This window comes from Microbacterium sp. 18062 (genome assembly GCF_902706225.1).
GTDB lineage: Bacteria > Actinomycetota > Actinomycetes > Actinomycetales > Microbacteriaceae > Microbacterium.
Genome location: NZ_CACSKB010000005.1, coordinates 21,683 through 33,846 on the forward strand (window position 1 = coordinate 21,683; position 12,164 = coordinate 33,846).

The window sequence follows — 12,164 nt, forward strand, 5'->3', positions numbered from 1 at the left end:
GTTTCTTGTCGATGCAGTCGACGAACTTGTTCGGCCAGCCCAGCGGGTTCGTGGGCGGCCGGAACTTCGGCAACATGTTCGGCGACCCTGACTTTTGGCGGATGCTGGGCATCACCGTTCTATTCATGCTGGGATCCGTCGCGGGCAAGGTCATCGTCGGGCTCGCGATCGCCCTTCCGATCTCACGCCGTGTGCGCGGAACGGGCGTCTTTCGGGCGTCCGTCCTGATCCCGATGGCGGTCTCCACCGCCGTGGCGGGTCTCGCTTTCCGCGCCCTGATGACACCGTCGACCGGACTGTTCGACGTCATTGCTCATGCTTTGGGCGGGGGGAACGTCGGCTGGTTGACGTCGACGAACGTGGCGCTTCTGTCCGTGATCATCGTGGACGTCTGGACCGCGATCGGGTTCACCGTGCTGCTGCTGCTCGCCGCTCTGGACTCTATCGATAAGCAGGTATTCGAGGCCGCTGACGTCGATGGCGCAGGATTCTGGCGTCGCACGTTGAGCATCACTCTGCCCCTGATCACCCCGACGCTGTTCTTCGTGATCGTGACTCAGTCGATTCAGGCTCTGCGCGAGTTCACCATCATCAACGTCCTGACCGGCGGTGGACCCGCGGATTCGACGCGCACGCTCGTGATCGACATCTACCAAGCCGCGTTCGGCGGCACCGCGGACTATGGGGCGTCCTCAGCTCGTTCGATCATCTTGCTCGTGCTGATCCTCGCGCTGACCGCGATCCAATTCGGCGTCCTCGAGCGAAGGGTCAACTACCGATGAAGAAGCCCGTTGCGCATATCGCGCTCTTCACCTACCTCGCCATTGTCGCGTTGGTGATCATTCTGCCGCTGGTCTACGTTCTGTTTGGCTCGGTTCGCCCTACACCGGCGATCACCGGCACCCTCTGGGATCTGCTGCCCACAGGTTTCACGTGGGATCACTTCGTATCTGCGTTCAACCGTGCACCACTGTTTCGGCAGATGCTCAACAGTGCTGTTGTGGTTGTTGCTCAGACCGGGCTGCAGGTCGTGACGAGCGTGCTCGCCGCTTACGCGATTGTCTTTGGTCGCTTCCGCCGACCGGGACTGGTCCTGGGTGTCTATCTCGTGACGATGATGATCCCGAATGAGGCGACCGTGGTCGCCAACTACCTCACGATCCGGTCGCTGGGTCTGTTCGACACCATCGTCGCGGTGTTCATCCCCTTCGTAGCCTCGGCCTACTCGATCTTCCTGTTGCGCCAAACCTTCCTCAGCTTCCCTGCGGAGATCAAGGAAGCGGCGACCGTCGACGGAGCCGGACCGATGCGGTTTCTCTTCGGGTTCCTCCTACCCCTCACGAAACCGACCGTCATGACCGTCACTCTCGTTTCAGCGATCGCGGCGTGGAATGGGTACCTGTGGCCGTTGCTCGTCACCGAGTCGCCCACGGCACGGACCGTACAGGTGGGGGTGAAAGCGCTCTTCGATGAGGCGGACACCGACTTCGGCGCTGGCCTGGCAGGTCTCATCGTCGTCAGCATCCCCACGATCATCCTCGTGATCGTGGGCCAGAAGTTCCTCGCCCGAGGACTAACCGAAGGAGCAGTAAAGTGAAGAACACACGCAAGAAGGTGACTGCGGCGATCTCCCTAACCGCCGCCGTGACCTTTCTCCTGGCCGGATGCTCCGGCGCTACCCAAACCCCATCCACGGCCGAGCCCAGCGGGCCAATCACCATCGACTTCTGGTACTCAGTAGGCGGGTCCTCAGCCGATGCCCTCCTCAAGCAGGTTGACGCGTTCAACGCGGACAATGAGTACGACATCACCATCAATCCGATCTACCAGGGCGACTACACCGAGACGGCCGCGAAACTGACCAACGCTGTCCAAAGCGGTGACACGCCCGTGCTCCTGCAGGGCGGCGACACGTTCTCCGCTTACCTGCATGACAGCGGCCTTGCCACCTCTCCCGAAACAATCGCGGCGTTCGGCGAAGAAGGGTTTGACGGCAGCGCTGTCGTCGCGGCAGCCGCCAACTACTACACGTTCGACGACGAACTGTGGGCCGTTCCGCTGATGGTGTCGCAGCCGGCGGTGTTCTTTGACGCCACGAAACTGGATGCGGCGGGCCTCGACGCCACCACCCCGCCTTCTTCGATCGACGAACTCTTCGACTGGGCGGACGAGATCTACGCCGCCACGGGCACGCCTGGTCTTGTCTTCCAGCAGAACGAGTGGTGGAACGAGCAGTTCAGCGCCCTCAACGGGGTCGTCTACTGCACACCCGACAACGGGCTCGGCGCGGATCCCGCCGACGCATTCGACTTCGTCAACGACGAACTCGTGGACACCTGGACCCACTACCAGTCGTCGTTGCAGTCCGGGGCGATCGTGAACGTCGGCAGCGACGGCGTCGCCGCGCAGAACGCGTTCAGCGTGGGGCAGGCAGCCATACTCCTCGCCTCGTCTGCCAGCCTCGGCACGACGACAGCCGCGGCAGCGTTCGACATTCAGGCGTTCGCTCTTCCCGTCTCCGCAGACGGCGGCGGCGCAGTCCCGGGCGGCAGTGCACTCTGGGTGCTCGGCGAGGGACACAGCGAAGCCGACCAGGCCGCAGCTGTCGAATTCGCCCGTTTCATGGGGTCCGCTGATGTGCAGCAGCAGATCTTTGAGGACAGCGGTTACTTGCCGAGCAACCAGGACGCCCTCGACGCGCTCATCGAATCAGAGACGAGCCAGCCAAAGGTTGCGCTCCTCGAGCAGCTCACTAACACGACCGACTCGGTGGCAACTGGCGGCTGCCACAACGGCGCCTTCGGCCAGAGCCGCGCCGATGTGCGTAGCGCCATCCAGGCCATCGCCGGCGGCGCCGACGTCGAATCCTCGCTCGTCGCGGCGCAGGACAAGGGCACCGACCAGCTCGTTGCATACAACGAGCGCGTCGGCCAGTAAGCGACCGCACCCCACCAAGAGCGGGGCAGACTCCAAGCATTGGGGGTCTGCTCCGCTCGCGAAAGGCACACCCATGAGCTGGCTAGTCACCGGCGGCGCCGGATACATCGGTGCTCACATCGTCGAATCGCTCCAGGCCTCCGGACTGCACCCGATCGCGCTGGACAACCTGTCAACCGGCCACGCACACTTCCTTCCCCCAGACGTTCCGCTTGTCCATGGGGACATACTCGACACGAAACTCCTCGAGAACACGCTCCGGACGAACCACGCCTCCGGAGTCATCCACGTCGCCGGGTACAAATACGCGGGCGAATCGGTCAATCGTCCGCTCCACACCTATGAACAGAATGTCGAGGGCACGCGGAGCGTCCTGGACGCCATGCATCGTGCTGGCGTGCATCGGATCGTGTTCTCCTCCAGCGCGGCCGTCTATGGAACACCTGAAGTCCCAAGAGTCACCGAGTCCACACCCAAGAACCCCACTACTCCTTACGGCGAGTCCAAACTCATCGGTGAATGGCTCATTCGTGATCAGGCAGCAGCCACGAGAAGCACGGGTCACCCGCTGCAGCACACCTCGCTGCGATATTTCAATGTCGTCGGCTCAAGCAGCGAACGCGTCGTCGACACGAGCCCGTATAACCTTTTCCCACTCATCTTCCGCGCCCTCTCAGAAAACGTGGCGCCCGTGATCCACGGGGCGGACTATGCGACACCGGACGGCTCCGCAGTTCGCGACTACGTCCACGTCGCCGACATCGCGGCCGCGCATGCCGTAGCCGCCAAGAAGCTCAGCGATGGCGAACCGCTGCTCACCGCCTACAACCTCGGTTCCGGCACGGGACTCTCCGTGCGCCAGATCATGAATGCAGCTCGGGACATCACCGGCATCGCATTCGATCCCGCCGTCGGTCCCCGCCGACAAGGCGATCCCGACCGCATCGTTGCGTCCGGCGCGTCGGCAACCAGAGATCTTGAATGGACGATGCGGTACAGCGTCGAGGAGATGGTGCGTAGCGGCTGGGCTGCACACCGCGCAAACCAGCAGGAGGAGTCGGATGAACGTTGAGAACCTCGGCGCTGGTGTCGTCAAGCGGACAACGCACCTCGCGGACGGTCGCGAGCTGATCTACTTCGACGACCCCGGCACTGTCCTGCCCGCGCACCGAAGCATCGACGGTCGCGCCCCCGAGCACCGCCCGCGCACGGCCACCATGCGTCAAGACGTCCTCACCGGCGACTGGATCGCCCTGGCCACTGCTAGGCAAACGCGCGCCTATATGCCCCCGAGCCACCAAGATCCCCTCGCTCCGCAGACGGCCACCAACCCCTCAGAGATCCCGTCGAATTATGACGTCGCGGTGTTCGAGAACAAGTCCCCTTCTTTCGGTCCCGCACTTGCCGACACGCCCAGTCTCGAGCCACCAGCACCCGTCGACCTCAGTGATATGGCCGCAATCGGATTCGAACGCGAACGAGCTGCCATTGGCCGGTGCGAAGTCGTATGTTTCAGCCCTGAACACGAAGGATCGTTCGTCACGCTCACACCCACGCGAGCCAGAACGGTGATCGAAGCATGGGCGGACCGAACTGCGGAGTTGTCAAGGCTTTCGGGCATCGAGCAGGTCTTCATATTCGAGAACCGTGGTTCCGAGATCGGCGTCACCCTGCCTCATCCACACGGACAGATTTACGCTTACCCCTACATCACCCCCCGAACTCAGAAACTCCTGTCCGCGATCGACACCGTCGGAGACGATCTTTTCCACCGTCTCATCGAGGCTGAACTGAACGGTCCCCGCGTCGTGCTCGAAGCGGAACATTGGCTAGCATTCGTGCCATTCGCAGCCCGTTGGCCCCTCGAAGTACACCTGCTCCCCAAGAGACAGATCGCGGATTTCGCCGCCACCACCGCTGACGAGCGCGACGAGCTGGCCACCGTTTATCTCCGGCTCCTCTTCGCGGTGGACAACCTCTACAACACCCCCACCCCATACATCGCCGCCTGGCACCAAGCGCCCACGCGACACGCGCGCGACTCCGCACGGCTCCACCTCCAGCTCACCTCACCCCGCCGCGCCGAAGACAAACTCAAGTACCTCGCAGGATCAGAGTCGGCAATGAACGCATGGGTTGCAGACGTGTCCCCCGAAGCCAGCGCGAACGCCCTCCGTCAAGCCCTTCAAGAGCTCCACTCGACGTGAGTGCGCATCCACTACGACTCCCGTCCAAGTCCCGCAGGCCACACGAGCACTGCAGTGAGGGCTGAACCAAGACCCAAGGCCAGCGCGCCGAAGGCATGCGCCTGCCGATTCGCCGGTGACCTGCCTTGAGATTCGAGCTCGTCTTGAACATCGATTCTCATCAGCGTAATCCGCGCAGCACCACGTCCATCTTCCTCGCGTCGCGAATAGCGAACAGTGCCCATCGCGGCGCGTCCTGGGCATCACAGAAACAGCGCCCTCGATATCGACGCATCGAGCTCGGGTCACCGCATCGGACGCCTGACCGGCGGAATCGAAATCGGTCACGATGACTGTCTCAGGCGGAGGATCCACTACTTCCGCAACGGCCGAGGATACGCCACGACCCCTGGTGGTGCACGAAACAATGACAAGCCGTTCAGGGACAATCGACGCGTCGTCGTTCCTCCTGGTGTTTGTAGTCTCCGGGCAAGCGATCGTTCGTCTTTCCGACGGCACGGCGCTCGCGCGCGAGGGCGTCGTGTTCGCCTTGCCCCGAGGGACGCAAGGGACACATGAGACGCTGCGACCGATGCGTGCAGTTTCCTGGGCTGTTGATGAGGAGTTCGCCGCATCTCACTCAAAGTGGATGCCACCGACGCATATCTTGAGCCCGGCAGTCGGATCGGCGACTTCATCACCGCCACGGCCGGGAGCGGCGTATGTCGGCGACGAGGGCCTGCGTTCCATCCGCGAGCCCTTGCTCGAACTTGCTGCGCTCGAGCGCCACAATGCTCTCACACACTACGACCGGCTCGCCCGCGCGTCGGAGATTTTAGACCTCCTTGACCCGCGCCACCGCTCTCCGTCAGGGCCTCGGTTGGTTAGCTCCGGGGCGCACCTCAGGCCTGAGGTGTCCAAAGCGCAACATCTGGTAGAGGATTCAATCGCCCACCCCTGGAGCATCCACGACCTCGCTGCATCAGTCGCTCTTTCGCCATCACAACTGTCTCGGCTGTTCCGGTCAGCATTCGGCGTACCCCCGGGGGCCTACCTGTGGCGCAGGCGCACCGAGGTGATGGCCGAACTGCTCATCACGTCGGATATCACTGTCGCGGAAGCCGCACAGAAGACCGGCTGGCGTAGCCGATCAGCTGCCAGTCGCGCTTTCCGCGATCGGTACGGAATATCCCCGCGAGACTTCACGAAACGGGACGCTGGCCGACTCAAGCATGATGACGGTTGACAGTCCGATAACTGGCGCCATGACGAGAACTCGAGTGACGAGTTCCTCAGACATAGATGCACGCGGCCAGCCGGTCTTACTCGCGGCACTGCTACATCGGCTTTCATCTACCACGATCGTTCGCTCAGTCGGATCGTCTTCGGCGTCGTTATCCGCGCGGCGGGCCGAGGTTTGTTCGGGATGGACTTCACAAAACACTCGAACAGTCCACTCCGGCTGCAACCGGCGGCCAGATCACGGACGGAATCTGCAAACAGCCTCGTAGACAGATCCCCTAACCCACTAATCTGAGGCGCATGGCGTGGCCCTGGGAGCGGAGCGAACCGGTGGATCCCGATCCGGCACCTGGGATCGAGGATCTGGTCGGCAGCCAACTCGACGTGCTCGACGCGCAGATCGAGCGCCAAGAGAAGGCGATGGATGTCCGGCTCTCGAACACGAGCACTCGTGCCGCCGTGCTCATCGGTGCCAGCGGCGTCCTCGGCGGCACCGAACTGGTGACCTCGTCGGGCAACCCGTGGATCAGCGGGATCAGTCTCACCCTGTACCTGGGCGCGGCGCTCTGCGGTCTCTTCGCGATGCGCTCCCGCATGTCCAAGCAGCCCGGCCTTCCTGGCCTGATAGCAGAGTACGCGACAGCGAAGACCATCTCGCTACGCCGAGGACTGCTCGCAACCCGGTTAGCTTCGCACGAGCGTGCGCGCACAGTGCTGAACGGCCGACATGGCTGGCTCGTCGGGGGCTTCATCGTCCTCGTCGCTGCGTGGATCGCATCCGGCGCAGGGACCATCTACGGTCTCGTCAACCCTCAACCCGAAGCACCTACCATCATTCAGATCGAAGGAGCGCAAGATGCTGCACCGTGACGCCGACGATGACAAACGCGAAGAGAAGCCGCCCCGCGTGATCATGCAAGAGGTGGCTGCTCCCAAGCCGTCGCAAACCATAGAAGACCGAGGAGAATCCAATGTCCGAGTCAACTCCCGACGATGACGGTCGCGAGGACAAGCCTGTCAAAGTGATCACACAGTCGGTCGTCGAACACCAGCAGAAACCTGATCCCCTCACCGACCTTCGGGCATCGGAGTAGTCGCTCCACGGGCTCAAATCCGCCCAGATCACATCGCGAGGATGTCAGTCTGAGTGGGCTCGGGACAAACTGGCGCTCTGACGTGAACCCGAGTGACGAGGTCTTTACTCGCTGAGCCTCGGAGGGAGCCGGCAGGCTTGCTCAGCGGAATGTGAGGGATGCGACTCGGAATGGTCGGCTAACGCCGGGGGAACCAACAGATCCACCGCCGCCGCCTTGACCGCGCGGCTTGCATCGCGGCGCGTGCTCGCTCCTCCTCGGCGTCGCGTTTCCGCTTGGCTTCGACTGCCCGCTGGACTTCCAGCTCAAGCTGGTTCAACTCCACGTTACGTCGAACGATGACTCCCAGCACCGGCAGGACCCCGACCGCGAGCACGCCGATTGTGATGCCGCCGATAAGCAGGTTGCTCACGCCTCCAGTCACGGGTAGATCGTGAGCGAGCAGGTAAAGCGCGAAGACCTCGACGGCAGCCAGGACCACCACCAAGCCCGAGGTCAGTGAGATGCCGAGCCCCCACCTTCTGAAGGACGTGAGAGTTCGCCAGCCCCAGTAGTCGAAACCCGACATATCTTCGTGCAACGCCTGTCGCGCGTCCTTGACCGAGGGGATCGCGTCAGCGTGTGTGAACCGGAAGAAGCGTGTCTCGACCACGAGCGCGAGGAGCAGGACCGGGACGACCTGGGCTACGGTGGCGATGAAGACCCGCTCGACTTCAGACATGTCCTCAGCTCTCGGCGCCCGGCATTGTTACGGGAGTCTTCGCTTTCAACCAGGTGACCACGCCGATCAAGCCCCAGCCGGCAGCCACGAGGTGCTGTTGCAGATCCTGCAGCGACATCTGGAACTGTTGCTCCGACAGAGATTCGAGTTCGTCGGCTTTGCGGCGAAGGGCTCGAGCGGCGGTATTCGACTCCGAGTCGGATCGTGTTGCGCGGAATCCCATGAGAGTAGAGCCGATGATCGTGAGAACGCCGATCGACCCGATGATGCCGTTCAGGAGCTTCACCGCGATGGCGAGTCCACCCACCGGTACGAGTGCAGAGATCTCGCCGAAGTACGCCCCCACAGTGGAGTAGTAGACGAAGGTCCAGGCATCCGGAGTCACCGTGAACGCGAACTGGGTCGGATCGATGACGAAGACACCGAAGCTGAGGAATGCGAATGCGCCGATGACCTGCGCGAGGAGCAGCACGACGAGCAGTGCGTTGAGGACGACGACGGCGGGTCCGCGTCGATACTGGTCCACGGCGCTTGCCCAGAACAACAGCGCACGTCGCGCGATGAGCGCGAATCCCGCGGTGTCGCGGAACTTCTTCGCGTCGTCCACCGACCACGCCTTCAGCGCCAGCGCGTCTGGCTGTTCGGGGGTGACGAACCGTTCGATGAGCTCGAAACCGAAGATCCAGTTGATGACTCGCTCTTGAGCCTTGATGAACGCGCTCGTGTGGAGCAGGTCGATCGCGGTCACCGTCAACCACCACATGACGACGAGCAGCATGGCGCCCATCCCCGCCAGGACGACCGGCGGCGTCTCGCCCATGAGAATCATGGTCCCTGAGAGGCAGGCGATTGCGAGGGCGACGATGAAGAACTTCGCGCGCGACAGGAATCCCGTGGCGACGCCGGCCAGGCTCGACACCAAGAGGGTGCTGCGCCGTTTGATGAGCAGTTTCGGAATCTTCCAGAAGAGGATCACGAGGGGAAACCCGACGATGTAGGCGACGGCGACCCCAAGGGTGCGTGCACGAAAGAGGATCAGGATCAGCGCAACCAGGCCCAGGACGAGGAGCCACCTCATGTCCAGCAGCCAGACCAGCTGTGGAGCGAACGAGGAGATGAGAAGCCGGTCAAAGTCACCGACAAACAGCTTGATGAGGCTCACGATCCAGACGACGGATCCGAGAACGTCGAGCGTGCGGACGACTCGCCGTCGTCTTTGACGCCGACGGGCAGCTCCACGTTTCCGCTTCTGCGTGCTCGCCGCGGGAGTCTTCGGCTCCGCGGCCGACGCCGGGTCAGCCTCAGTCGGCGGCTCGCTCGCGATGAGCGTTTCGATCCGCTCCCAGAGCTCATCCGGACGTGCCTTCGGCGGTTGCGGCCGATACGCGTTGCTCTCGGTCGACCGCTGGAAAACCTTCCAGTTCCGGCGTTCTCGTTTCTTGGTCACGATGTGTCTCTCCGTAGACACCCAAGCCGCCCCAGTTGCCACCGAAGTCGGCGTGGCGCTTGGTGCACCCGCGACGTTCAGCTACCTTCTGTAGAGAACCGCCAAGTTCGAGAAGGCCCGAGACGGATTGGACCCGCATCTCGGGCTTCTCTGTCTCTGCAGATATTCGCACGCATATTCGACTCCGACGGCTCGACACGCCGAGCTCAATAACGATGACAGGCGACCGATCCGACTAGCGTTCTCTGCTCAATCGACTCCCGCCGTGATCTGGCCTCACTCACTGAGTCGGGGCGGGCGCCCGGCTGGCTTCCCGAGCGGCGCGTAGTGGTGCCAAGCGATGCCGTACTCGGTGGCGATTCGCTCGCTCCCGGTGGGGCTGTAGCCGAGCATTCCGGCGACGATGATCGGTGACGCTTCCCGGAGGAGCTCGCGGATCGCGCGACTGCGGTTGCTGAGGTTCGGGATGTCAAGTTTGCGGAGCCGGTCGCGCAGGGACGTGGTGTGCAGGGGCTGCCCGGACGCGCGCCCGGGGAATAACCACTGGCTGGTGATGTTGGCTCCGGTCGTCTGGTTCCGACGGGCGGCGACGTGCTGGCGGATGATCTCGTCGAACGGCGCGGGAACCGGCGTCGGTGGGTCTCCGAGCCGGATCAGGACGTGACCTTCGTCGTCGATGCCGATGTCGTCGACGGTGAGCTGTTGGATGCGGGTCAGGGGCTGGGCGTAGAGCAGGACGAGCAGCGCGAGGACCCGGTCGGTAAGGTCCATGCCGTCGCCGTCGTGGACCCGCCGGATGAGTTTGATCCGTCGCTGCTGGGTCAGGAGCAAGACGGGTCGCTGGACGAAGGGCGGAAGCTCGAGTCTCGGCATGCGACGGCTGTTCATCGCCCAGCGCAGGAACGGCTGGAGGATGTCGCGCAGCCGGGGCGTTCCCTCGGCGAAGAGACGGTCGAGATCGGCCTGGGTGACGTCGGCCAGACTCCGTCCCTGCTCGGTGAGGCCTGCGACGAATGCAGCAGCGGCGCGGAGTTGGTGCCGGGCTAGTTGCGGGGCCGCGTAGCCGAGCTCGCCACGGGCGTCGATGCGCACCCGGAAGGCGCGCAGGTAGTGCCAGGTGATGAACAAGCGGTACATCTTGCGCTGCTCGGGGTTCGGGAGTTCGTCGAGCCAGCCGAGCCACCACTGCTCGAAGTAGAACAGCGACTTGTCGATGGGCGGGAGTATCCCGGCGGTGATCATCAGGTCGCGGATGTAGGCGGTGGATCGGCGCTCGGGGAGGCTGTGGATGCCCTCGTGGGTGAGTGGAACCTTACCGCGCGCGATCGCGCGCAGGACGCTGCGCGGTTCGGGCCGGCTGAGCCAGAGGACGCCTGAGCGGGGCCGCTTCATGCCGATGATCAGCGCGGCCAGGGGCATCAGCTCGAGCCGGAGCCTGCCGGTGCCGTCGTCGAGGATCTCGTCGACGCGGTCCTGCAGAACGCACCAGCCGCAGATGCCGGCGTGCTCGCGCCATCCTTCTCGGCCGCAGCGGGTGCAGGTGAAGTCACCGAGGCCGCCTGCGCAGTCGGTGCACCAGCGCTGCCCGGCGGGGCCGATGCCGGGCAGGAGCCGATCGGTGCTGCAGCCGTCGCAGATCCCGTAGGTCTCCATCGCGCGGGCGAAGCAGCCGGAGCAGATCAGCCCGTCCGGCCAGCGGCGGATCCAGACCAGCACGATCTCATCGGTCTCGCCGGGCGGCTCATGCCGATCCCGGACTCGACGGTCGCAGCGCGCGCAGCGCGTGGCCCCGCTGACGGGATCGGCTGCGGTCACTCGCCGGGGCGAACGATCCGGGCGCGGACCGGACGCAGGTCGCCGATGCCCGTCGGCTTCGCGGGCCGGTCGCCGGCGGCGATCTTGCGGACGCCGACGTTGACAGCGTCGGTGGGGATCAGCTCGTTCGGGGTGACGTCGAAGATGTCGCAGAGCGCGGCGAGGATCGGCAGTGACAGCCGTTCCGGGGTCGTGGTCACCAAGCGGTGGACTTGCGAGGCCGAGAGCACGATGCCGCGCTCGGCGAGCAGCGGGACCAGCTCGGTGGTGGCGTAGATCTTGTGGTCGGCCATCACCTCCCGCAGCCGCCACTCGTATGAGACTTTCCGGCGTTGTCTGGTCATCGCGCTTCCTCCCTCGGTTCGGTGCCGACCGCGTCGGCAATGATCTGGTCCAATGCGCGTCGTAGCGTGCGGACGCGGAAGTCCGAGGAGACTCCGGTGTAGATCGATGTGGTCGAGGCGTGCTCGTGGCCGACTTGATCCTGCACGAATCTCGGGTCCCAGCCGTCCTCGATCAGATGCGTGACGTAGGAGCGGCGCAGTGAGTGGAAGTCCAGGATCGGGTCCAGGCCGATCGCTTCCCGGTAGTCGGCCATCCGGTGATCAAGGAGCGCCGCACTCACCCGCGGCGCCCGCTCGGAAGGCCACGCGGCGGGGTTGTCGTCGGCGCCGAACAGCGGGCGCACCTCGGTGAACCACTGCTCGAGGACGTCGACCACC

Annotated in this window: 12 protein-coding genes; 7 read left to right on the top strand and 5 right to left on the bottom strand. The window is 64.0% G+C overall.

The window, feature by feature from the left end; translation table 11 throughout:
* Nucleotides 1-26 precede the first annotated feature (26 nt).
* The 7 genes from GVL03_RS03030 to GVL03_RS03060 all read left to right on the top strand — a co-directional run bounded on the left by GVL03_RS03030 (nt 27) and on the right by GVL03_RS03060 (nt 7,235).
* On the top strand, nt 27-782 hold the full coding sequence (locus tag GVL03_RS03030) for a carbohydrate ABC transporter permease (protein ID WP_159499389.1): 756 nt from the start codon (nt 27-29) through the stop codon (nt 780-782).
* Nucleotides 779-1,597, top strand: coding sequence for a carbohydrate ABC transporter permease (locus GVL03_RS03035; RefSeq protein ID WP_159499391.1), 819 nt, complete (start codon nt 779-781; stop codon nt 1,595-1,597). The genes GVL03_RS03030 and GVL03_RS03035 overlap by 4 nt, the downstream gene beginning before the upstream one ends.
* Nucleotides 1,594-2,937, top strand: coding sequence for an extracellular solute-binding protein (locus GVL03_RS03040; RefSeq protein WP_159499393.1), 1,344 nt, complete (start codon nt 1,594-1,596; stop codon nt 2,935-2,937). Before GVL03_RS03035 ends, GVL03_RS03040 begins: the two co-directional genes overlap by 4 nt.
* 73 nt (nt 2,938-3,010) lie before the next feature.
* On the top strand, nt 3,011-4,009 hold the full coding sequence (gene galE / locus GVL03_RS03045) for a UDP-glucose 4-epimerase GalE (RefSeq protein WP_159499395.1): 999 nt from the start codon (nt 3,011-3,013) through the stop codon (nt 4,007-4,009).
* Nucleotides 3,999-5,144, top strand: coding sequence for a galactose-1-phosphate uridylyltransferase (gene galT, locus GVL03_RS03050; protein ID WP_159499397.1), 1,146 nt, complete (start codon nt 3,999-4,001; stop codon nt 5,142-5,144). Before galE ends, galT begins: the two co-directional genes overlap by 11 nt.
* Nucleotides 5,145-5,772: 628 nt before the next feature.
* The gene (locus GVL03_RS22705; protein ID WP_373683824.1) at nt 5,773-6,369 is read left to right on the top strand and encodes a helix-turn-helix domain-containing protein; all 597 of its coding nucleotides are present in this window, start codon (nt 5,773-5,775) and stop codon (nt 6,367-6,369) included.
* Between the two features lie 326 nt (nt 6,370-6,695).
* On the top strand, nt 6,696-7,235 hold the full coding sequence (locus GVL03_RS03060) for a hypothetical protein (RefSeq protein ID WP_159499401.1): 540 nt from the start codon (nt 6,696-6,698) through the stop codon (nt 7,233-7,235).
* Between the two features lie 402 nt (nt 7,236-7,637).
* Here the strand turns inward: GVL03_RS03060 and GVL03_RS03065 are convergent, their stop codons facing one another.
* The 5 genes from GVL03_RS03065 to GVL03_RS22230 form a co-directional block, all read right to left on the bottom strand.
* A complete protein-coding gene (locus tag GVL03_RS03065; RefSeq protein ID WP_159499403.1) occupies nt 7,638-8,180 on the bottom strand; it encodes a hypothetical protein in 543 nt (180 codons plus the stop codon).
* A gap of 4 nt (nt 8,181-8,184) precedes the next feature.
* Nucleotides 8,185-9,627 (bottom strand): hypothetical protein, encoded by a 1,443-nt coding sequence (locus tag GVL03_RS03070; protein WP_159499405.1) that lies wholly within the window; start codon nt 9,625-9,627, stop codon nt 8,185-8,187.
* A gap of 276 nt (nt 9,628-9,903) precedes the next feature.
* Nucleotides 9,904-11,343, bottom strand: a complete 1,440-nt coding sequence (locus GVL03_RS03075; protein WP_159499407.1) for a hypothetical protein — start codon at nt 11,341-11,343, stop codon at nt 9,904-9,906.
* A gap of 95 nt (nt 11,344-11,438) precedes the next feature.
* A complete protein-coding gene (locus GVL03_RS03080) occupies nt 11,439-11,786 on the bottom strand; it encodes a helix-turn-helix transcriptional regulator (protein WP_159499409.1) in 348 nt (115 codons plus the stop codon).
* Complete coding sequence (locus tag GVL03_RS22230) at nt 11,783-12,163, bottom strand: tyrosine-type recombinase/integrase (RefSeq protein WP_373683823.1); 381 nt, start codon at nt 12,161-12,163, stop codon at nt 11,783-11,785. The genes GVL03_RS03080 and GVL03_RS22230 overlap by 4 nt, the downstream gene beginning before the upstream one ends.
* Between the last annotated feature and the right edge of the window lies 1 nt (nt 12,164).